This is a genomic window from Salinicola sp. JS01 (genome assembly GCF_030284585.1).
GTDB lineage: Bacteria > Pseudomonadota > Gammaproteobacteria > Pseudomonadales > Halomonadaceae > Salinicola.
Genome location: NZ_CP127244.1, coordinates 2,208,868 through 2,229,639 on the forward strand (window position 1 = coordinate 2,208,868; position 20,772 = coordinate 2,229,639).

18 protein-coding genes and 5 tRNA genes are annotated in these 20,772 nt (G+C 63.7%); 17 read left to right on the forward strand and 6 right to left on the reverse strand.

Features of this window, described 5'->3' with window-relative positions:
- The first annotated feature begins 34 nt into the window (after positions 1–34).
- The 13 genes from QO259_RS10100 to QO259_RS10160 all read left to right on the forward strand — a co-directional run bounded on the left by QO259_RS10100 (position 35) and on the right by QO259_RS10160 (position 14,078).
- Positions 35–304, forward strand: coding sequence for a DUF1799 domain-containing protein (locus QO259_RS10100; protein WP_285952763.1), 270 nt, complete (start codon positions 35–37; stop codon positions 302–304).
- Entirely contained in the window at positions 305–5,785 is a 5,481-nt protein-coding gene (locus tag QO259_RS10105; protein ID WP_285952714.1) for a tape measure protein, read from the forward strand. It begins immediately after the preceding gene.
- Positions 5,782–7,146 carry a hypothetical protein gene (locus QO259_RS10110; RefSeq protein ID WP_285949867.1) on the forward strand — a complete coding sequence of 455 codons (1,365 nt, stop codon included), beginning with the start codon at positions 5,782–5,784 and terminating at the stop codon, positions 7,144–7,146. Before QO259_RS10105 ends, QO259_RS10110 begins: the two co-directional genes overlap by 4 nt.
- Positions 7,143–7,973 (forward strand): hypothetical protein, encoded by an 831-nt coding sequence (locus QO259_RS10115; RefSeq protein WP_285949868.1) that lies wholly within the window; start codon positions 7,143–7,145, stop codon positions 7,971–7,973. The genes QO259_RS10110 and QO259_RS10115 overlap by 4 nt, the downstream gene beginning before the upstream one ends.
- Before the next feature lie 2 nt (positions 7,974–7,975).
- Positions 7,976–8,893, forward strand: a complete 918-nt coding sequence (locus tag QO259_RS10120) for a hypothetical protein (protein ID WP_285949869.1) — start codon at positions 7,976–7,978, stop codon at positions 8,891–8,893.
- The gene (locus tag QO259_RS10125) at positions 8,893–9,444 is read left to right on the forward strand and encodes an HI_1402-related protein (RefSeq protein ID WP_285949870.1); all 552 of its coding nucleotides are present in this window, start codon (positions 8,893–8,895) and stop codon (positions 9,442–9,444) included. Before QO259_RS10120 ends, QO259_RS10125 begins: the two co-directional genes overlap by 1 nt.
- A gap of 49 nt (positions 9,445–9,493) precedes the next feature.
- The gene (locus QO259_RS10130; RefSeq protein WP_285949871.1) at positions 9,494–9,676 is read left to right on the forward strand and encodes a hypothetical protein; all 183 of its coding nucleotides are present in this window, start codon (positions 9,494–9,496) and stop codon (positions 9,674–9,676) included.
- 140 nt (positions 9,677–9,816) lie between these two features.
- Complete coding sequence (locus QO259_RS10135; protein ID WP_285949872.1) at positions 9,817–10,014, forward strand: Com family DNA-binding transcriptional regulator; 198 nt, start codon at positions 9,817–9,819, stop codon at positions 10,012–10,014.
- Positions 9,965–10,756, forward strand: coding sequence for a DNA adenine methylase (locus QO259_RS10140; RefSeq protein WP_285949873.1), 792 nt, complete (start codon positions 9,965–9,967; stop codon positions 10,754–10,756). The genes QO259_RS10135 and QO259_RS10140 overlap by 50 nt, the downstream gene beginning before the upstream one ends.
- A gap of 558 nt (positions 10,757–11,314) precedes the next feature.
- Positions 11,315–11,719: a carboxymuconolactone decarboxylase family protein gene (locus tag QO259_RS10145; protein ID WP_285949874.1), complete on the forward strand. Its 405-nt coding sequence runs from the start codon at positions 11,315–11,317 to the stop codon at positions 11,717–11,719.
- Between the two features lie 201 nt (positions 11,720–11,920).
- Positions 11,921–12,682 (forward strand): SDR family oxidoreductase, encoded by a 762-nt coding sequence (locus tag QO259_RS10150; protein WP_285949875.1) that lies wholly within the window; start codon positions 11,921–11,923, stop codon positions 12,680–12,682.
- A 93-nt stretch (positions 12,683–12,775) separates the two neighbouring features.
- Positions 12,776–13,522, forward strand: a complete 747-nt coding sequence (locus tag QO259_RS10155; protein WP_285949876.1) for an SDR family oxidoreductase — start codon at positions 12,776–12,778, stop codon at positions 13,520–13,522.
- Between the two features lie 202 nt (positions 13,523–13,724).
- Entirely contained in the window at positions 13,725–14,078 is a 354-nt protein-coding gene (locus tag QO259_RS10160; RefSeq protein ID WP_285949877.1) for a cyclophilin-like fold protein, read from the forward strand.
- Between the two features lie 270 nt (positions 14,079–14,348).
- Here QO259_RS10160 and QO259_RS10165 read toward each other — a convergent pair.
- From QO259_RS10165 to QO259_RS10180, 4 genes are all read right to left on the reverse strand, one after another.
- Positions 14,349–14,424: transfer RNA gene (locus QO259_RS10165), tRNA-Asn, on the reverse strand.
- Between the two features lie 31 nt (positions 14,425–14,455).
- Positions 14,456–14,531: transfer RNA gene (locus QO259_RS10170), tRNA-Asn, on the reverse strand.
- 31 nt (positions 14,532–14,562) lie between these two features.
- Positions 14,563–14,638, reverse strand: a tRNA-Asn gene (locus QO259_RS10175).
- A gap of 24 nt (positions 14,639–14,662) precedes the next feature.
- Positions 14,663–14,738: transfer RNA gene (locus QO259_RS10180), tRNA-Asn, on the reverse strand.
- Between the two features lie 404 nt (positions 14,739–15,142).
- On the opposite strand from QO259_RS10180, the gene QO259_RS10185 reads away from it, so the two are divergent.
- The 3 genes from QO259_RS10185 to argE are packed head-to-tail and all read left to right on the forward strand — an operon-like array spanning position 15,143 to position 18,491.
- A complete protein-coding gene (locus QO259_RS10185) occupies positions 15,143–16,552 on the forward strand; it encodes a YfcC family protein (RefSeq protein WP_285949878.1) in 1,410 nt (469 codons plus the stop codon).
- On the forward strand, positions 16,549–17,301 hold the full coding sequence (locus tag QO259_RS10190; RefSeq protein WP_285949879.1) for a FadR/GntR family transcriptional regulator: 753 nt from the start codon (positions 16,549–16,551) through the stop codon (positions 17,299–17,301). The genes QO259_RS10185 and QO259_RS10190 overlap by 4 nt, the downstream gene beginning before the upstream one ends.
- Positions 17,298–18,491, forward strand: coding sequence for an acetylornithine deacetylase (argE, locus tag QO259_RS10195; protein WP_285949880.1), 1,194 nt, complete (start codon positions 17,298–17,300; stop codon positions 18,489–18,491). Before QO259_RS10190 ends, argE begins: the two co-directional genes overlap by 4 nt.
- 140 nt (positions 18,492–18,631) lie before the next feature.
- On the opposite strand, the gene QO259_RS10200 is transcribed toward argE, so the two are convergent.
- Both QO259_RS10200 and QO259_RS10205 read right to left on the reverse strand, forming a co-directional pair.
- Positions 18,632–18,708: transfer RNA gene (locus QO259_RS10200), tRNA-Met, on the reverse strand.
- Between the two features lie 146 nt (positions 18,709–18,854).
- Complete coding sequence (locus tag QO259_RS10205) at positions 18,855–19,799, reverse strand: choline ABC transporter substrate-binding protein (protein ID WP_285949881.1); 945 nt, start codon at positions 19,797–19,799, stop codon at positions 18,855–18,857.
- 326 nt (positions 19,800–20,125) lie between these two features.
- Between QO259_RS10205 and betI the strand changes: the two genes are divergently transcribed.
- Complete coding sequence (gene betI / locus QO259_RS10210) at positions 20,126–20,746, forward strand: transcriptional regulator BetI (RefSeq protein ID WP_285949882.1); 621 nt, start codon at positions 20,126–20,128, stop codon at positions 20,744–20,746.
- Positions 20,747–20,772 lie beyond the last annotated feature (26 nt).

Here is a 20,772-nt window from a genome sequence, read left to right on the forward strand (position 1 = left end):
GTTTCGCGAAGAAGCGGCGGAACTCGGCGTTCGTCTGCCGGACGAGTCAGACGATCAGGACGAATCGTCTACCGACGAATTCGAGGTATTGCCGGAGAACTGGTCAGCGCTCGAGATATTCCTCGACTGCTCCACCCAGTGGAAGCATGCCCCGATGGGCGGTCTGACTGGGCTCGAATACCCAGCAGTTCGCACGGTGATGGAGTTCCACGCGGTGCCGCTCGCCGAGATGCGCGAACGTTTCAAACAGGTCCGACTGCTCGAGCGCGGCGCGCTCAATGAGATGAACAAGGCGAACCGCTAGATGGCTGACAATCTCACTCTCAAAGTCACGCTGCGCGGAGATGGGCGCCATCTCTCGGGCACCCTGCGTGACGCGTCCGGTGAGGTGCGCGAGTTCGGCTCGACCTCTGATCGCTCTGGCCGTCAGTCATCCGCGGCGTTCGAGCGCACGGGCCGCAGTGTGCGCAGCGTCAATCGCGACGTCGCCGACCTCAACCGGGTCAGCGACCTGGCACGCAACTCGCTGCTCGCACTTGGCGGCGCGTTTTCCGTGCGAGAGGTGATCAACTATTCGGATGCCTGGACCAATACCACCAACCAGATCCGCACAGTCTCGGACAGCAACGAACGTCTGATCGCGAGTCAGCAGCGGCTGATGGCGATCGCCAACGACACCCGGACTTCCTACGAATCAACCGCCAATCTCTATGCCCGCCTGAGCCGCGCCACGACCGGGCTCAATCTCGGCTACGAGCGCACTTACCGCCTTGTCGAGATCATCAACAAATCGTTCGCGGTCAGTGGTGCCACGGCTGAGGAAGCCTCGGCCGCCATCGTGCAGCTCTCCCAGGGGCTTGCCGCCGGCGCCCTTCGCGGCGATGAATTCAATTCCGTCTCGGAACAAGCCCCGGCGATCATGTACGCGATCGCGGACTCGCTGAACATGACGCTCGGCGAGCTGCGCGCGTTTGCGTCATCCGGCGGTATCACTGCCGAGATCGTGGTCAACGCGCTGGAGAAAGCCGCCGCCGGTATCGATAAGACGTTTGGTGGTGCGATCGCCTCGTTCGGCCAGAAGATGACCGTAGCACGCAACGAGATGATCGAGTGGGTAGGTACCAGCCAGCAGGTCAGCGACGCTGTCGGTCTCACCGGTGACGCGATCCTCGGCCTAACCGGCCACATGGATGAGCTAGTCACGATCGGGACAGTCCTGGCCACGGTCTACGGTGGGCGGGTCGCGGGTGCACTAGCTGCATCGGCAGCGGGTTATGCGGCGCGCACCGTGGCAACGATTCGAGACACTCAGGCGCAGCGCGAAGCGGCGGCGGCAGAAGCCGGCCGACAGTTGGCACTGGCTCGGACCGCGGCAGCGGAGAAGACGGCGGAGGCCAATAACGCGTCATTGGCAGCTCGCCGCGCGCTGACTGCGCGTCAGGACGCAGCCAATCATGCGACGAGCCTGCAGCAGGTACGGGTGTCGCTGGTCGCCGAACGCGAGCTGGAAGCGCAGCGGTTGAAGGCGCAGATCTCGGCGACAGGCCGCCAGCAGTCCGTCGCACGAATGGCGGAGCTGCGCCGATCCGAAGCCACTGTCACTAACCAGCTCACCGCGGCCAACGCCAAGCTGGCTCAAGCCGAGGCCGGCGTGACATCGGCCAGTCGCGCGGCAACGCTCGCCTCGGCTGAGCAAGCCGCCGCCACGCGCGCGGCGACAACCGCACAGGCTGCCTACACCGGCGCCATGCGCGCATCCACAGCGGCTGCCGGTGCAATGGCCACGGCGGCCCGCGGTGCATCGGCGGCATTGGCGCTGCTCGGTGGGCCAGTGGGCGCGGCGCTGGTCGCGGTGGGGGCACTGTACGCCTTCCGGGAGGAGCTGGGGCTGGTCAGTGCCAAAGCCAATGCCACGCGCGAGGAGGTCGATGAGCTGACCGGCAGCCTGGATGGCCTCACCGATGCCCAGATCCGCAATAAGCGCGCGTCACTGGTGCGTGATCTTGTCGAAGCGCGTATCGAAGCCGAGAAGCTGGAGAAGCAGTTCTCAGCGCTCGAGAAGCAGAACCGCGATCAGATGGTCACCAACCAGGGGCGGCCCGGTTCTGCGTGGTTTCTGCAGCAGGAGTTGAGTCCCAAGCTGGAAGAGGCGAAAGCCGTCGCCGCCACGTTAGAAAAGGGCTTGGACACCTTCGATCAGAAAGTGGACCGCCTGCGTCAGTCCGCGACATCCGGCGTGAAGATCTTCAAGACGCTCGACCAGTGGATGTTCAACACCGGCGATGCGGCCGACAAGGCGGGCAAGTCGTTGAGCAAGGCGGCGAAGGCTCACGAGAACGCGCTGCGGGGCCTCCTCGACAAGCTCGACCCGGTGGCCAAGTCCCAGCGCGACTTCCTCGCCGACCAGATCACGCTGCAAACCGCCTGGGCCGGCGGCAAGCTGACGCTCGACCAGTATCTGACCGCTGTCGGGCAGTTGCCAAAGCTCTACCAGAACGCCGGCTACTGGGCCGACGTATATAGCAGCGACGGCACCAAGGCCGCCAAGACAGTCAGCCGTGAGATGACGGCGACCGAGACTATCATCAAGCGCAGCCTGGAGCGCACCGACGACGCGTTCGTCGACTTCTGGGAGAAAGTGATCAGCGGCGGCAAGAACACGTTCGATGCCTTCAAGCAGGTCGCGATCTCGACGCTGGCCGAAATCGCCCACGCATACACCACGCGACGCATCACGGCATCGCTGGGGCTGCCGCTGGCCGGTACCGGCTCGCCCGCGGCGGGCGGCACTGGCGCCGGAGGCATGGGCGGCTTCGGCGGTGGCGGCGGATTTAGCATGCCGAGCTTTGACAGTCTTTCCGGCGCATGGACCACTGCACAAAATGCCTGGGCAGGCTTCAACGGCACTTATGGGGCTTCGCTAGGCGTTCAGGGAGGTATTAGTGGCACCGCTATCGGGTCAGCAAACTCAGTAGTCAACGGGACGGGCATCGCAGGGGCTAGCAATACGGCATTCGGTGCCGGTACAACCACCGCCGGTCTCGCGACTGCTATCACGAATGCCATTGCCTATTACGCCGCGTATCAGGGCGGCGGGATGGTCGGCAATAAAATCGGCACATCTCTGACGGGCAAAACGCCAAACAGCAATATCGGCCAAATGCTGGGGACGGTCGGCGGTAGTTTCTGGGGCGTTCCCGGGGCATTTGTCGGTTCTACCATTGGCGGCGTGGTCGATTCGATATTCGGCAGTTCGCGCAAATACACTGCGGGGTTCGAATCCTTCGCCGAGACGCCGGATCGCGACTTCGGCGCCGGTGGCACCCCGTACTACTCCAGCGGCTACTACCGTGACGGCGATCTCGGCCGTGGCCGCGAAACGCCCTTCGGCTCGTTCGGATTCACCGACAAGACCAAGTTCGAGCCGAGCGACATGATCGACCTGCTCGATGCCATGGCCGCCCTCGATCAGACCCTGGCCAGCGCGGCAAACGAGACCCAGATCGAGAGCGTCAAAAACGCGCTGGATGGCTGGCAGACCCGGCTCAAGAACGACTCCCTGGGCGAGCTGGTGGCCAGGCGCTACGCCGTCGTCAGCGAAACGCTGGAAAACGAGGCATCGGAGGCCACCGCCAAGCTGATCGAGCGCGTCGGCGAGATCACCGCCGATAGTGCAGAGCGCACTATTCCCCAGCTCGCCCAGGCGCTACAGCTCGGCAACCTGATCGACGGCCTCTCGGGCAATGTTAAAACGTACGCCGAGAAGGTGGTCGACGACACCAGCACCTCGCTCGAGGACGCGTTCTCCCAGATCACCGCGGGCGTGGCGGCCCATGCTGCGGTCTCCGGCATCGCTGACGAGCTGAACCTCACGTTCGACGATATGGGCGAGCGCGCCGTCGAGGCCGCCCTGAATCTGCAGGAACTCGCCGGCGGACTCGACGCCCTGCAGAGCCAGGCGCAGACCTACTACGCCAACTTCTTCAGCGCCGAGGAGCAGCGCCAGCGCGCCATCGACCAGATCTCACCGACGCTGGAAGCGGCAGGCCTCTCGGCGGAATCGACCCGTGCGCAATTCCGCGCCGTGGTCGAATCGCTCGATTTGAATACCGAGAGCGGCCGCCAGACCTACAGCGAGCTGATGAGCGTGGCCGGCGCCTTCGCCCAGCTCAGCGAGAGCGCCGCCGACGCCGCCAAGCGGGCCGAGGAGATCGAGCGGCAGCGCTGGTCGTTGCAGAACGACTTGCTCCGCGCCCAGGGCAATGGCGAGGCTGCACTGGCGCGCGAGCGCCAACGCCAACTCGAACAAATGCCAGAGACCCTGCGCGCGTTGCAGCAGGAGATCTGGGCGATCGATGAGCGCAACAAGGCGGCCGAGCAACAGGCGCTGCTGCAACGCACCGCGCTCTATCGCGACGGCACCGTGGGCGCGGTCAACAGCATCATCGATCGCTATCAGACCGTGATCGATGTCGCGCAAACCGCAGCGGACGAGCGCCGGCAACAACTGGAGGACGAGCGTCGCGGGATCGAGTCATTGCGGTCGGCGATCGACAGCCTGGCGCTCTCCGATCAGTCGATCCTGGACCCCATGGCACGCCTGGCCGAGGCACGCGATCAGTTCGCCCGCCAATCCGTGCTCGCCGAGACCGACCCGGGCGCGATCGGTGACACACAGCAGAGCGGCCGGGCCTACCTCGATTCCGTGGCGGCGGCGTACGGCCACAGCTCGACGCAGTATGCCCAGGCCTATCAAGAGGTGCAGTCGACCTATCGCTCGCTCGAGCAGCAGTACGGCGAGTCGCTCGATAAGCTCGGCTCGCTGGAGTCGATCGATCAGCAGCTACTGCGCGAGCAGCAGCGCGCACGGGACACGCTGAGCGACCAGCTCCGGGCGCAGATCGCGCAGTCGGATGCGCTGACCTCGATCGCGGATCTCATCGACCTGATGCCGGACCGCATCAGTCAGGCGCTCAGCGACATCTTCCCCGAGTATGCCAATAACGACGTTACCGGGCAGTTCGACGAGGCCGCCTATCTCGTCAACAAACGCGACCAGCTCAACCAGACCGCCTACGAAGGCCACACCGACTGGACGATCGGCGACGTCAGCGAGGCGTTCGATGCCGCGAACCTCACCGCACGCGAGCACTACCAGCAATACGGCCGCGATGAAGGCGTGGTGCCGTACTACCGCGAGAGTGCCGGTGGGGGTAGTGCCAAAGACAACGCCGATCCGACCCAGCCGCGCTACGACGAAGCCACCTACCTGAAAAACAAGACGGCGCAGGTCAACCGCATCCGCCAGGACGACCGCGACGACTGGACCGTGACGGACGTCGCCGCCGCCATGCAGCAAAGCGGCATGACGCCCTATGAGCATTGGCTGCAGTTCGGCCGTGCCGAGGGCATCCCCGCCTACGCGTCCGGCGGGGTGCACAGTGGCGGCTGGGCGCTGGTCGGCGAGCAAGGCCCGGAGTACGTCGATCTCGGCCCCTCGCGAATCTACAACGCGACCGAAACGCGGCAACTGATGGCGCCGCCTCCGGTGCCCTCGGCCGAACAAGGCTCAGGAAACGAGGAACAACGCCAACTGATCCGAGCGGTCGAGCGGCTGAGCCAGGACAACGCCGCGCTGCGCCGGCAGAACGACGAGCTGATCGCTCTGATGCGCGCCACCGCCGACAACACCGGACGCGGGGCGGACGCCTCGGACCGGACGGCGGACAACACCGAGCGCACCGAGCGCAATACCCGCACCCGCCGCCGTGGGGTGGGCGCATGATCAGCGACGTCCAGTATCAGCGCTGGCTCGAATCGCCCAACGAACGGCGCGTCATGCTCGCCGAACTGGAGTATGCCGACGGCCGCGTCCAGATCGCCGACCAGCCGTACCTGGCCCCGCTCGACGATCAGCTCGATGACCCAACCTACCTGGACGTCCTGGTCGATGCGGTCGGTATCTCGGTACGCATCGACGGGCTCGCCGAGATCGGTGATATCACCCTGGTCAACGACGGCTCGTTGGATGCCTGGCTGGGCTATCAGTGGCGCGGCTATCCGGTGCGCCTGCTGCTGGGCGACATGCGCTGGTCGCGCGCCGATTTTCGCACCGTGGCCACCGCCATCAATGCCGGCATCCAGTCCGCGCAGCGCGGGCGCATCGTGATGTCGGTGACCGACACCAGCGCCGCGCTCGACGAGCCCCTCGATACCGGCTCGCTGCCCAACGGCGGCGGCCCCGTACCACTGCTGCTGGGGCGGGTGTTCAACGTTCCGGCGATCCGCGATCGCACCGATACGCTGCATTACCGCGTCAGCTACCTGCCGCTACTGAGCATCACCGCCCGCGATATCGGCAACACCGTGCCCAGGACTGCCGATCTCGCCGGCGGGGGATTCACGCTCGACTACGACCGCCGGGACGACTCGGACATAACCGCCGCCGCGCATGAGCAACACGACACCCCGATGCAGATCGTCGAGTTCGTCGCGGCACGCTACGGCTACGAGATCGCACCCACGACATCGCTGCCAACCGTCGACGTGGGCTATTACAGCAATGGCGAGACCACGGGCCGCCAGATTCTCGACGCACTGGCCCAGAGCGTGGGGGCGGCCTGGTACATCGATGCGCTGGCCCGCATCGACATGCGTGTCATCACGGCGCCGCCGGCCGAGGCCGAAGTGGTGCTGGCAGCGGATGACGTCCAGGACGGCAGCCTGCAGCTCGACGAGATCATTCCGCCGTGGTCGGCGGTGACACTGCGCTGGGAGCGCAACGACGCGCCCCTGCGCACCGTCGCCGCGATCATCGACCGTGACGACCCGACACTCGCCGCTCGATTGCGGGGCGAGTGGCGCGAAAGCCGAGGCGAGCAATCGCTCCCGGCGCACCCGCTGGCCGACAGCGAGACGATCGACACCCTGCTGCAATCCAGCGCGGACGTCGTCGCCGAGCGTCAGCGACGCCTGGCGTACCACGGGGTGCCGCGCGAGTACTGGCGCCTGACCGTCTACCTGACGACCGTGTCGCTGCACCAGGCTGTCACCGTCGACGTGCCGCCGATCGCCGGCCGGGTCGGCCGCATCAGCGCCGTCGCGCCACGCGCCGGCGGCAAATCCGACATCGAGATCGTGCTATGACCGACTACCGCCTCAGCCTGGTCCTCGACAATATCCACGACCGCGCGTCGCTCACCGCGACCAGCGAGCGCCCCGGCGCACCGGTCGACTATACACAGCGCAACGAGCGTAACCGCGTCTGGCGCAGTACTGGCACCAGCACCCAGGTCATCGAAGGCACCCTCGGGGCGGGCACCTATGCCGATACGGTGGCGATCATCGGCCACAATCTCACGTCCGCCGGGACGCTGCGCATCGAGTGGCTCAATGGCTCCAGCATCATCCGCGACAGCGGCGAGATCGCCACCGGCGAGATCATCCCCGCCGGCGTCTGGCGGGCCGGCATCGACCCCTATCAGGCCACCTACAACGACCGCCTCCAAGTGCCCGGTCGGCTGGTGACATTCGAGCCGGCGCCGATCACCGGCTACCGCATCACCCTGGACGATCCCAGCAACCCCGCCGGCGCGCTCCAGGTCGCACGGATCGTCACCGGGCTGGCATTCCGTCCCGCGTTCAACATGAGCTATGGCGTCCAGACCACCTGGGTAGACCCGGCCACTCATGAGCGCAGCGCCGGCCAGACCCTGCGCACCATCGGCGGTGGCAATCCACGCCGGCGTGTGCAGTTCGCTCTCGACTGGCTATTACCCGGCGACCGCGAGCGGCTCATCGAAGAGATCGCCGAGATCGGCATGATTCGCGATGTCTACGTCGATCTCTACCCCGACCGTACCGGCATCGAGCGTCTCTCCGGCCAGTTCGTGGGGCGCCTGACCGAAGGCTACGGCGACACCCACGACCACTACCGTAACTACACCTCGACGATCACCATCACGGAGGTATGACCGTGCCATTCACCCTGGTGAAACCAACCCCCATGGACTGGTCCGGCAAGCGCATCGTCGCCGGCGACCAGGTTCCATTCATCACCAAGTTCGAAGCGACCCAGGACATGATCGCCGCGTTCGTCGACGAATGCCGGCAGATGGTCGACAGCATCCAGCAGGGCTACGACCAGATGATCGAGCAGATGAACGCGACCCAGGCTGCTGCCGAGCAGGCGGCCGAGGACGTCGAGCAGACCGGGCTCGATCGGCAGGCCACAGCGGCCGACCGGGAGCAGACCGGCCTCAATGCCCAGGCTACGGCGGCAGACCGGCAGCAGACTGGCGAGGACCGGGCAGCGGTCGCGGCCGACAGGCAACAGACTGGTGAAGATCGAGCGGCGACCGCCGCCGACCGACAACAGACCGGCGAGGACGTCACGGCAACGCAGCAGGCCCGCCAGGCCGCCGAAGATCTCTACGGCGACCTGCAGGCTGTGAGCGATGCCCGTACCGCCGCCGAGGGGGCGGCAACGTCAGCAGCCGAGGACGCCGACCGGGCCGAAACCGCCGCCGGCCAGGCCGAAGGCGCGGTAGCAGATCACGAAGCGAAAGCCGACCCGCACCCGCAGTACGTCAAGGATTCGACGCTACAAGCGAGCTACTACACGAAAGCCGAGGTCGATTCGATGGTCGCCAACGCCGGGCCATCGACGCAGGTCGGCGCGGTGGGGACGTATGCGTTCTTGCTATATCGCTATTCAACGCTATTTGAGCCGGGTGATACGGCGGCAGGCAGCAATCTGTATTACACGAATGCAACTAACCAGGACGACCCAGCGTATTTCCGAGGTCCGGTAAGCGGAACGTGGCGATGCATGGGGCACAGCTGGGCCTCCTCGGGGAATTCGAGAAAAACGTTATGGCTGAGGATCGCATGATGGATTTGAGAAATGCCGCCTACGCCGGCAACGGCACTATCGACTGCGAAATCGAACACCCCGAACTTGGGTGGATTCCTTTCACTGCATCCCCGGACGACCCCGACGAGCGCGCGCGAGGCATCTACCAGCAGATCCTCGATAGCGGGATCGAGATCGCGCCGTACGAGGTGCCACCGGTAGACGTCGAGGCCCTGGCTGCCAGCAAGCTCGATGAGATCAACCGCGCATCCGAGGCTGACCTCGCTGAGCTGCGCCGACAATACCCGCAATACGAGATCGACACCTGGCCCCAGCAGGAAGCCGAAGCCCGCGCCTGGCAGGCCGACAACAACGCCCACACGCCGACCCTCGACGGTATCGCCGCGCGGCGTGGTATTGCATTCGATGAGCTGGTGCGGCGTGTGATCGCCAACGCCGAGGCATACCGCCCGATCGTCACCGACGTCATCGGCAAGCGTCAGCGTCTCGAGGACCAGATCAGGGCGGCGGTCGACGCCGGCGATGCCGGGGCGATCCGAGCAATATCGTGGCCTGAGGAGGTGAGCTGAGTACGTCGTGATGACAGGCTCAGTGTGTCCTCAACCAGGAGAAACCACCATGAGTTACACGACCAGCGACGACATCATCGAGAGCACGATTGCCGCACTCTTCGATTGGCAGAACCCTCTCACACAGCAGTCGGCTGAAGCCAGCCTTGATCGTTGGCTGCAACGAGGCGGCCTCACAGGCCAGCAGATCGAGAGCGTCGAGGCCGCCTTGGATAAGTGCCGAAACGGATAGAAGAGGAGCGATCGCCGACGGTGCGGACACACCATCGGCGATCCCAACCTGCAGCCATAGCCTGCAAGCCGGCAAGGCTCCCCACCTCGCGCGAGGTCGGGCAAGTCTGGCCGATTTCTAACGCGTTAGAAAGGCTTGTCATGGCATTGAAAGAGATCCGCTGCGGCGGTTGCAACAGGATGCTGGCCCGTGCCGGCCAGTTCGACATCATCGAAATCAAGTGCCCGCGCTGCCGGCACATGAACCACCAGAGAGCCACGAGCTCCCTACCAAGCAAGGAGCCAGCTCGTGGCCACACCGATCATTCCCTGGATGGGCGGCAAGCGTCGCCTCGCTGACCGGATCTTCCCGTTGATGCCGGATCACCAATGCTACGTCGAGCCGTTTGCCGGCGGCGCGGCGCTCTACTTCATGCGCCCCGTTCCGGCCGACGTCGAGGTGCTCAACGACATCAATGGCGACTTAGTGAACCTGTACAGGATCGTCCAGAACCACCTTGAGGAGTTCGTCAGGCAGTTCAAGTGGGCGCTCAGCTCCCGACAGGTATTCGAGTGGCTCAAGATGACCCGTGTCGAGACGCTCACCGACATCCAGCGCGCCGCGCGATTCTACTACCTCCAGCAGAACGCCTTCGGCGCCCGGATCGAGGGGCAGACGTTCGGCACTGCCACCACCACGCCACCAGGGCTCAACCTGCTACGACTGGAGGAATCGCTCTCAGCCGCCCATCTCCGCCTGGCCAGTACTTACATCGAGCGCCTGCCGTGGCAGGAGTGCATCGCCCGATACGATCGCGCCCACACCCTGTTCTACCTCGACCCACCGTACTGGCAGACCGAGGGCTACGGGGTACCGTTCGGCATCGAAGAGTATGAGCACATGGCCGAGATCCTCGGTAAGCTCAAGGGCAAGGCGATCATCTCGCTGAACGACCACCCCGACATCCGCCGCGTGTTCGCGAACTACCACATCGAGAGCACCGACATCCGCTACACCGTCGGCGGCGGCAAGGGCCAGGAGGCCCGCGAGGTGCTGATCTTCAGTTGGGATGTCGAGGCCGAACCGGCCGGGTTGTTCTGAGCAAGACAACGAATCACAAGGAGATACATCGCCATGACGGGGATCGGTGAAGCGGTAACCGCAGTACGAAGCGCGTATGCCCTCGCGCGAGCTGCAAAGGACGTGACCGACAAGGTCAAGCTGGATACTGAGGTGAGCAAGGTTCTAGACGCGCTTGGTAACGCTCAGTCCGCCTTGCTCGAGCTCCAACAGCAGCATTTTGAGTTGCTTGACGAGAATCGACAAATGAGGGAGCGACTCGCCAAAGAGGAAAGGTTTGATCGGTACTATGTCGAAAGGACGCCTCTGGGCGGGTTCGTACTGCGACTCAAGCCGGAAGAGATAACTGCTCGCGAGCCTGATCATCGAGCTTGCCCAACATGTGCCGAACAAGGGCGCCTCTCACACCTTGCCGAAGGGCCCTATACCTATCATTGTCAAACTCGCGGGTGCGGGTTCACAGCGGAGCATACGGACATACCCCATCGGTCAATTACGGCAGGTTATTTTTAATGCCAAATAAGGCGCAAATTTGGGCGAAGCGTGCAACGTTGGCTGTGCCAAAAGGTCTGCGAGGCGGTGCCAAATACGCCGCGCGGTTACACGCCCGCGACGCCAGCGCAGCGCTTGCCGCTGGACGAAGAAGCAGAGGCCAAGCGTCAGCAACTGGTCGCGGAGCGCTTCGGGGATGTCGCCCCAGGTGTGGTCGAGTACACCACCGATGCCCTCTTCCTCGATCTATGGCTGCGCCCGGGCCTTGCCGCGAGAGATCGGAGTCTGGTCACTGTCAGCGCCCTGGTAGCCGCCGGTCAGCCCGAGCAAGTCACCTTCCATCTCAATCGCGCCATGGATAACGGGCTGTCGAAGGTCGAAGCCTCCGAGACGCTCACCCAACTCGCATTCTACGCCGGCTGGCCCAAGGTGTTTTCGGCCATGCCGTTGTTCAAGTCAGTGTTCGAGTCACGCGAGTTGATCGCGGGTTGACCTCCGTGTCTCGTCCGTCGGCACGGCCTATCGTGCCGCCACGGGCGATGAAGGCGACGACTGGATCAATGGAGCTAGCGACTCGATTCATGAGCAAAATGACTAAGTCTTAGCGCATTTGTGCGCTTATCAATATCGATCGTCGCCTCTAGGCTTTTGGCTTCATTTCCCCTCTTTTCGAACCGTAAAGGAGACAGCCCGATGCCAAACGATTTCACTCACAAGGTTGCTCTCGTCACCGGCGCCGCGATGGGCATGGGCTTTGCGACCGCCAGAGCATTTGCCGAGGAAGGCGCCCGGGTCGTGCTTTCCGATATCAGCCAGCAGGCGCTCGATGAAGCCGTCGAGACGCTCAGACAGGAAGGCCACGAGGTGGCCAGCATTCTGTGCGATGTCGCCCAGGAAGATCAGGTCGCCAACCTCGTCGAGCAGACGGTGGCTACCTACGGACGTCTCGATGCCGCGTTCAATAACGCGGGCGTTCAAAGTCTGGCTGCCGAGACCGCCGATGCCACCAGTGAAGAATTTAACCGGGTCAATTCGATCAACCTGTTTGGCGTGTGGTGCTGCATGAAGTATGAACTCATGCAGATGCGCAAGCAGGGCAGCGGCGCGATCGTCAACTGCTCTTCGCTGGGCGGTCTGGTCGGCCTTCCCGGACGCTCGATCTATCACGGCACCAAGCACGGCGTGGTCGGCATGACCAAGAGCACGGCGCTGGAATATGCCTCTCAGGGCATCCGCGTCAATGCTGTCTGCCCCGGCACCATCGATACGCCGATGGTGCAAAAGATGGTCGAGAGTGGCGATCTTCCGCTGGAAGACGTTCTGCGCGAGCAGCCGATCGGCCGTCTGGGTAAACCCGAGGAAATTGCCTCGGCCGTGGTCTGGCTATGCGGCCCCGGTTCTACTTTTGTCATTGGTCACGCCCTGCCGGTCGATGGTGGTTTCACCGCCCACTAGGCTGGAATCTGGCATGCATCAAGCCTGGCATGTGCCCGTACAGACGAGAACGATTCATCATTTTCATTTATCAGATAGTGTCGGGAGAGCATCATGACTCAAGATATTAAAGGCAAGGTTGTCGTCATTACCGGCGGTAGTAGTGGGCTCGGTGAAGCAACGGCACGTCATCTAGCCGCGCATGGTGCTACCGTCGTGCTGGGCGCACGGCGCATGGACCGTTTGCAAACCATCGTCGATGAGATCCAGGCCAGTGGTGGCACGGCCATGGCAAAAAAGACCGATGTCACCCGTCAGGCCGATGTGCAGGCACTGGTCGATACCGCCGTTTCCACTTATGGCAAGATCGATGTGCTGCTCAACAATGCCGGCCTCATGCAGCAGTCTCCACTCGAAAAGCTCAAGGTCGACGAGTGGGACAACATGATAGACATCAACATCAAGGGCACGCTCTATGGCATCGCTGCTGCCCTGCCGTACATGAAGTCGCAGAAATTCGGGCATCTGATCAACGTATCATCTGTCGCCGGTCACAAGGTGACGCCGGCCGGTACCGTCTACTGTGCGACCAAACATGCCGTTCGCGCGATCAGTGAAGGATTCCGGCAGGAGGTCAAGGATTACAACCTGCGCTCGACCATCATTTCGCCGGGTGCCATCGACACCGAACTGCCGAGCCATATCACCGATCCCGAATCCTCCGAGGCCATCGGCGGCTTCTACGCTTCAGCGGCAATTCCAGCGGACTCCTTCGCCCGGACGGTCTTTTTCGCGATGTCGCAACCCGAGGATGTCGACATCAACGAAATCCTCTACCGCCCGACCGCGCAGCCGCTGTAAGCGACGCACGTATCACTTTGCCGTCACGATTCGGCGGGCGCTCTGGCGCCCGCTGATCTTCTTCAACGACTCCTCGGGAATCACGATGGCCACATTTCCTGTCATGCTGCGATCCGGTCTTTGTGCGATCGGCCTTGTCGCAATGTTGCCATCGGGGCCTGCGCATGCATCCGATATACCCGCTAGAGATGAGGCTCATACCATGAAAATCATTTTTGATGTCGACGGACAGCGGATCCCCGCCACGCTTGAAGAAACGCCCGCCGGTCGCGCCTTTGCAGACATGCTGCCGCTTGACCTTGAACTGATCGATTTCGGAGGCGGTGTCGAAAAGATCGCCGATTTGCCTGGCAGTCTGCCGGATGAGACGGCTTCAAAGGGGATGAAACCGGTAGCCGGTGATATCACCTACTATGCGCCCTGGGGCAATTTGGCCATCTTCCGCAAGGGATTCCAGCATGCCAGCGGTCTGGTCAGGCTGGGGCAGTTTGATGCCAATTTTGCTGCGATCGATCGCAGCGGACCGATCAATATCACAATCGAATCTGCCGATTAGCGTTCTGGAAGATCAGCATCGAAGATGCCGCCCGGCCACACTGGGGCTGGCTGTGACAGTTCGTAGTAGGAATAAAGGGTTGGCCGGGTTTCCAGGCCTATGAGGAGAATCCGGAAACCCACGTCAGCCAGGTTGGCTATCGTGGTGGTATTGCCGAAACCGCCTTTAGAAAAGGCCGGTGCTGGAACGCAAAAAATCACACCTCATCCGCCGGAATATGGGATGAATGCAGAGCTGGTGCCACTTAGCGGAATTCTTCTTGCCTATCGATGGCTCCCCGAACAGGACTCGAACCTGTGACCCAATGATTAACAGTCATTTGCTCTACCAACTGAGCTATCGGGGATCGACATGTTACCGGCAATGTGGGGCGATGATGGCTCCCCGAACAGGACTCGAACCTGTGACCCAATGATTAACAGTCATTTGCTCTACCAACTGAGCTATCGGGGATCGATATGTTACCGGCAATGTAGGGCGATGATGGCTCCCCGAACAGGACTCGAACCTGTGACCCAATGATTAACAGTCATTTGCTCTACCAACTGAGCTATCGGGGATCGGATTCATCGCGTGCTGGCTGTTGGCTCCCCGAGCAGGACTCGAACCTGCGACCCAATGATTAACAGTCATTTGCTCTACCAACTGAGCTATCGGGGAACATCTGTCAGCACGCGGCGTAGTATACGGACTGGATTCGAGGCGTCAAGGGTGAATCGCACATCGGGCTAGAATTCCTGGTGCTGAATTTCCCAACGCAATCAATGCGCTGGGCACGAAGCCCCAGGCAGCACCCGCGTTGCCAAGCCCCGTCGCAAGGCTCATGCCACCCTACCCCAGCTGCCTGCACCTCGCCCGCCGCAAACGAGACGGTGAGCGGGTACTCTCTCGGGCAATCTCGCACGCACTACCCCTGCTCTTCCCTCGCTCGCCTCCGGTTCGTCGCGTTGACACCTCTGCCCATTCGGCTTAGCGTCAATTCATTATAATCAATAGCGCCTTTTGACCGGCCCCGCGGTGCGTCAGAGAGCGACGACAACAACAAGATCTTTCAGGAGGTGCCCATGACGGCACGCGATACCTCGACCCGCAAGCCCTGGTACCAGCGCATCCCTCACCCCGCCATTCTGATTTTCTGCCTGCTCTCCGCGGTGTGGCTGCTGACACAGATCATTCCCGCCGGCACCTACGAGCGTCATGAGATCAACGGGCGCAGCGCGGTGATCCCCGACACCTTCCATCTGATCGACCAGCCGGCGCCGTCGGTGCTTCAGATCTTTCATGCCATCCCGCTGGGCATGATCGCTGCGGCCAGCGTCATCGTGATCGTGTTCATCGGTGGCGGGCTGTTTCGGGTGATGGAGGCGACCGGCGCGCTGGAGAATCTGGTCGGCACCCTGGTCAAGCGGCTGGGCCGCGAGCGCCCCACGGCTCTGGTATGGCTGATGACCTTCGTCTTCGGCGGGCTCGGCGTGGCCGTGGGCTACGAGAACAACATTGCGCTGATCCCGCTGGCAGTGCTGCTCGGCCTGGCCCTGGGCGGCGACCGTCTGGTCGGCACCGCCATCGCCCTCGGCGGCGTGGGGATCGGCTTCGCCACCTCGCCGATCAACGTCTATACCGTCGGTGTCTCGGACCAGATCGCCCAGCTGCCGCTGTTCTCCGGCGCCGGGCTGCGCAGCGTGCTCTGCATCGGCGCGCTGGCCCTGCTGGCCCATCACACCAGCCGCTACCTGAAGCGCGTGCGGGCGGATGCCGAAACCTCGCTGCTCGAGCGCGACGAGCGCGCCGGCAGTCTGGACAAGCCGGTCGAGAGCTACCGCCTGCGTGCCGCCGATATCCGTGTCCTCGCCACCTTCGTCGTCGGCCTGGCGATCATGCTCTACGGGGTCTTTGCCCACGGCTGGTACATCAACGAGATCTCTGGTGTGTTCGTGGCCATGGCGCTGGCCATCGGCGCCATGGCCAAGCTCTCGCCTTCACGCATCAATCAGTACTTCTTCGAGGGGGCGGCCTCGGTGACCAGCGGCGCGCTGCTGGTGGGCTTGGCCCGCGCGCTGCAGGTGATGATCGAGCAGGGCCATATCGGCGACACCATCGTTCATGGGCTGGCCGAGCCCCTGGCGGGCCTGCCGGTGCTGGTGTCGACCCTGGCGATGACCCTGGTGCACTCGGTGATCAATGTCTTCATCCCTTCCGGCAGCGGCCAGGCCATGGCCACCATGCCGATCATGATCCCGCTCTCCGACCTGATCGGCATGACCCGCCAGACCGCGATTCTGGCCTTTCAGGTCGGCGACGGGCTGACCAACATGGTGGTGCCCACCTCCGGCGGCACCCTGGCGATGCTGGCGATCGCCCGCGTGCCTTACGACCGCTGGGTGCGCTTCTTCTTCCCACTGCTGGTCCAGGTATTTCTGCTCAGTTGGCTGGTGCTGGCCTTTGCGGTGGCGATCGGCTGGGGGCCGGCGTGAGCCGCAAGCGCTCGGATCAGATCGCCGAGGGGTTGCGCCAGCGCATCCTCTCCGGCGAGCTGCCACCCGGCGCTCGGCTGGAGAGCGAGGCCGCCTTGAGCGCGCGCCTGGACACCAGCAAGTGGACCCTGCGTGAGGCGCTGAAGTCGCTCGAGACCCAGGGTCTGATCCGGATCCGCAGCGGCCCCGGCGGGGGTGCCAGCATCACCGAGGTGAGTGCATCCACCGCCAACGAGCTGTTGTGGAACTTCTGCTTCAGCCGCGACCTGTCGGTGGCGGATATCTACGCCCTGCGCAAGCTGCTGGAGCCGGCGCTCGCCCGCGAGGTCACGCCGCTACTCGACGCCCCCACCCTGGCACGTCTGAGCGCCACCGCCGGGCGCTGCTGCAGCCAGCGCCCGGAGGGGCGCGGTGTCGCCGAGCGCGAGGACGAGCTCGATTTCCACAACCTGCTCGCCGCGGTCTCGCCCAACCCGCTGCTGCGCTTTCTGATCGAGTTCCTCAACGGCCTGCTGCTCAAGGTGGTGGCAGCCCAGCACCACGACCCGGCGCTGGCGGGGATCGATATCAACTACCACGGCCACGACTATCATCTGGAACTGATCGAGGCCTTTCACGCCCGCGACGCCGAGCGCGCCGAGGCCGTGATGTATGCCCACATGCAGGCCGCCGAGCGGTACATGGGCGAGCTGACTGCGCTCAGCCAACGCGCCGGCGGCCACCAGAACGAGGAGACGAGAGACCTATGACGACACCTTCCGCAGATACCAATCACGCCCCGCGCGCCCACTACACCACGACCGAGATGCTCGCCGAGCTGGTCGCCTTCGATACCGTCTCGCGCCACTCCAACCTGGCGCTGATCGAGTTTATCGAGCGCTATCTCACCGCCCACGGCGTGGAGAGCTGGCGCGTCGCAAACGACGATGGCAGCAAGTCCAATCTGCTGGCGCGTATCGGCCCCGCGGTCGAGGGCGGCGTGGTGCTCTCCGGGCATACCGACGTGGTCCCGGTGGATGGCCAGCCATGGAGCAGCGACCCGTTCACCCTGACCGCCCGGGACGGCAAGCTCTACGCCCGCGGCAGCTGCGACATGAAGGGGTTCATCGCCTGCGCCCTGGCTGCAGTACCGCAGTGGACGGCGGCAGAACTATCGAAGCCGGTGTGGCTGGCGTTCTCCTATGACGAGGAGATCGGCTGCCTCGGCGCACCGCGCATGATCGAGCGTCTGGTGGCGGACTTCCCGCGCCCCGCGGTGGTGGTGGTGGGCGAGCCGACACTGATGCACCCGGTAACCCAGCAGAAAGGCATTACCTCGCTCAAGACCGTGGTGCACGGCGTGGAGTCGCACTCCAGTCAGGTCGACCAGGGCATCTCGGCGATCCATGTCGCGGCGCGCCTGGTCACCCGCATCGAGGAGATCATGGCCGAGATGGTCAGCGAGGGAGAGACCAACGCCGACTTCAACGTCGCCCACTCGAGCCTCCACGTCGGCCGTATCCAGGGCGGCACCGCGATCAACATCATGGCCCGGGAGTGCAGTTTCGAGTGGGAGATCCGCCACCTGCCCGAGCAGGGCTTCGACGCCGTGTTCTCGCGCTTCGACACCTTCAGCCGACGCCTGGAGCAGGAACTGAAGGCCCGCGATGCACGCTTTGCCATCGAGACCACACCGCTGACGCACACCGTGCCCGGCCTCGCCGGCAGCGACAATCGTGATGCCATCGCCCTGTGCCGACATCTGCTGGGCGAGCGCGAGACCCAGGCGGTGGCCTACGCCACCGAAGCCGGCCAGTTCCAGAACGCCGGGCTCGAGGCGATCATCTGTGGCCCCGGCAGCATTGCCCAGGCGCACCAGCCAGACGAGTTCATCAGCGAAGAGCAGCTCGCCCAAGGTGAGGCGTTCATGCAGCGCCTGGGTGAATACCTGCAGGCGTGATGTGTGAGGAGCGAGCCCTCAGGACGCCGCACCAGCACGAGGCGGACGCGCAAAAGATCGCGTACGGCAACGAACGAGATCGCGCAGAGAACAATAACAAACAGGAGAAAGGGAGAAAGATCGGATACCGCGGGGGGAGTTGGTGGCTACGCCCTGATTCGAACAGGGGACCCCATCATTATGAGTGATGTGCTCTAACCAGCTGAGCTACGTAGCCATCCGGGGTCGTTGCCGTAAGGCAACGGTGGCGCACTATACCGGTGACGGGTCGCGACCGCAAGCCCTTGATCGCAAACCCTTGCCATGGCGGCGGCCGTTCCCGAACCGCAGCGGTTCGGGAACGGCGCCATCAGCCGCGCTGGCTCACAGCCCCAGCGACTGCTTGACCGCCGGCAGTCCCGGTTGACCGTCCACCGTGGTCACGCCCTCGAGCCATGCCGTCAGGGTGTCCGGATGCGCCTTGAGCCACGCTCGGGCCGCGTCTTTCTCGTTCTGGCCCTCGTCCATGATCGCCCCCATCACCTGGTTTTCCATCGTCAGGGTGAAGCTCAGGTTGTCGAGCAGCTGGCCAACGTTGGTGCACTCGTCGGAGTAGCCGGCGCGGGTATTGGTGTAGACCGTGGCGCCGCCGTAGTCCGGCCCGAAGTAGTCATCGGCCCCGGACAGATAGCCCATGTCGAAATTGGTGTTCATGGGGTGCGGCTCCCAGCCGAGGAAAACCATCCACTCCTTGTTGCGGGTGCGCGCCTTCAGCTCGGCGAGCATGCCGGCCTCGCTGGAGTCGACCAACTGCCAGTCGCCCAGCCCGTAGGCATCGTCGTCGATCATCTTCTGGATGATCATGTTGCCGTCATTGCCGGCTTCGATGCCGAACAGCTTGTGGCCGAACTGGTCGGCATGGGCGTCCAGATCCTTGACCGAGGTGACGCCGGCATCGAGCACGTACTGCGGCACTGCCAGAGTGTACTTGGCGCCTTCCAGATTGGCCCGCGGACGCTCGACCTCGCCGCGCTCGATGTAAGGGTCGCTGATCGATGCCATCGACGGCATCCAGTTACCCAGGAAGATGTCGAAATCGCCGTTCTTCATCCCGGCATAGGCCACCGGCACGGAGACGGTGTCGGAAGACGGCTGATAGCCCAGCCCCTCGAGCACCACGCTGGTGAGCGCGGTGGTGGCCTGAATATCGGTCCAGCCGACCTCGGCGAAGTGCACGCTCTGGCAGCTTTCCGGCACCGCCGCCTGGGTGGCGGCGCTGAGGCTCAGGCTGGCGCCGGCGAAGGCCAGCAGTAGCGACTGTCGTTTCATGCAAGATCTCCCTGATACGAAAATGACGCCCACGCCTGAACTGCATCACCGTTGCGCAGTGCCCAAGCACCCCGGCTCGAGCGCCGCACGCAGCCCTGGCTGCTGGCGGGCGACTTCCCGACTGTTGTGTGGCTTGCGGTTGAGAATCGGCCAACTCAATAACCAGTGATTATCGAATCATGCCATTTTCATTCGGCATCACAATAGCAGATTTTTTGTTGATTGACCGTTCAATAAAAAAATCGCATAATGCCGCTATCCTTACGTCGAAGCGCCCTGGCGCCAATTTGAGTATCCGCCGTTTCAGACCGCAGTAGGAGAGCCCTATGCCGAAAGTCGGAATGCAGCCCATTCGTCGCCGGCAGTTGATCGAGGCGACGCTCGAGGCGATCGACGAAGTCGGTCTGGCGGATGCCACCATCGCCCGCATCGCCCGGCACGCCGGCGTCTCCACCGGCATCATCAGCCACTATTTCGATGGCAAGGATGGGCTTTTGGAAGCCACCATGCGCCATATCCTCGGCGATCTCGGCAGCGCCGTCAGCGAGCGCCGCCGCATGCTGGGCGAGGCGCCACCCCAGGCTCATCTGCACGCGATCATCGACGGCAACTTCGATCGCAGCCAGACCAGCCGCTCGGTGATGAAGACCTGGCTGGCGTTCTGGGCCAGCAGCATGCACCACACCAACCTGCAGCGGCTGCAACGGGTCAACGATCGCCGACTATATTCCAATCTGAGCAGCCAGTTCCGCCGCGTGCTGCCCAAGCGCCAGGCGCGCGATGCGGCCCGCGGGCTGGCGGCACTGATCGACGGGCTATGGCTGCGCGGCGCCCTGGCCCAGGAGGGGCTCGACGTGAACCGGGCCAGGCAGCTGGCCTACGACTACGTGCGTGAACAGCTCGACACGCCGCAACGCACCGAGCGCCGCACCAGCGACTACGCCTGAGCCGGGCAGTCGCTCGACACCCAGAT

Excerpts from the sequence above, each read along its gene's own strand:
- QO259_RS10125 (WP_285949870.1), top strand. The coding sequence starts at position 8,893 with ATGGATTTGAGAAATGCCGCCTACGCCGGCAACGGCACTATCGACTGC.
- QO259_RS10135 (WP_285949872.1), top strand. The coding sequence starts at position 9,817 with ATGGCATTGAAAGAGATCCGCTGCGGCGGTTGCAACAGGATGCTGGCC.
- QO259_RS10105 (WP_285952714.1), top strand. The coding sequence starts at position 305 with ATGGCTGACAATCTCACTCTCAAAGTCACGCTGCGCGGAGATGGGCGC.
- argE (WP_285949880.1), top strand. The coding sequence starts at position 17,298 with ATGACGACACCTTCCGCAGATACCAATCACGCCCCGCGCGCCCACTAC.
- QO259_RS10160 (WP_285949877.1), top strand. The coding sequence starts at position 13,725 with ATGAAAATCATTTTTGATGTCGACGGACAGCGGATCCCCGCCACGCTT.
- QO259_RS10185 (WP_285949878.1), top strand. The coding sequence starts at position 15,143 with ATGACGGCACGCGATACCTCGACCCGCAAGCCCTGGTACCAGCGCATC.
- QO259_RS10130 (WP_285949871.1), top strand. The coding sequence starts at position 9,494 with ATGAGTTACACGACCAGCGACGACATCATCGAGAGCACGATTGCCGCA.
- QO259_RS10155 (WP_285949876.1), top strand. The coding sequence starts at position 12,776 with ATGACTCAAGATATTAAAGGCAAGGTTGTCGTCATTACCGGCGGTAGT.
- QO259_RS10115 (WP_285949868.1), top strand. The coding sequence starts at position 7,143 with ATGACCGACTACCGCCTCAGCCTGGTCCTCGACAATATCCACGACCGC.
- QO259_RS10110 (WP_285949867.1), top strand. The coding sequence starts at position 5,782 with ATGATCAGCGACGTCCAGTATCAGCGCTGGCTCGAATCGCCCAACGAA.
- betI (WP_285949882.1), top strand. The coding sequence starts at position 20,126 with ATGCCGAAAGTCGGAATGCAGCCCATTCGTCGCCGGCAGTTGATCGAG.
- QO259_RS10205 (WP_285949881.1), bottom strand. The coding sequence starts at position 19,799 with ATGAAACGACAGTCGCTACTGCTGGCCTTCGCCGGCGCCAGCCTGAGC.
- QO259_RS10150 (WP_285949875.1), top strand. The coding sequence starts at position 11,921 with ATGCCAAACGATTTCACTCACAAGGTTGCTCTCGTCACCGGCGCCGCG.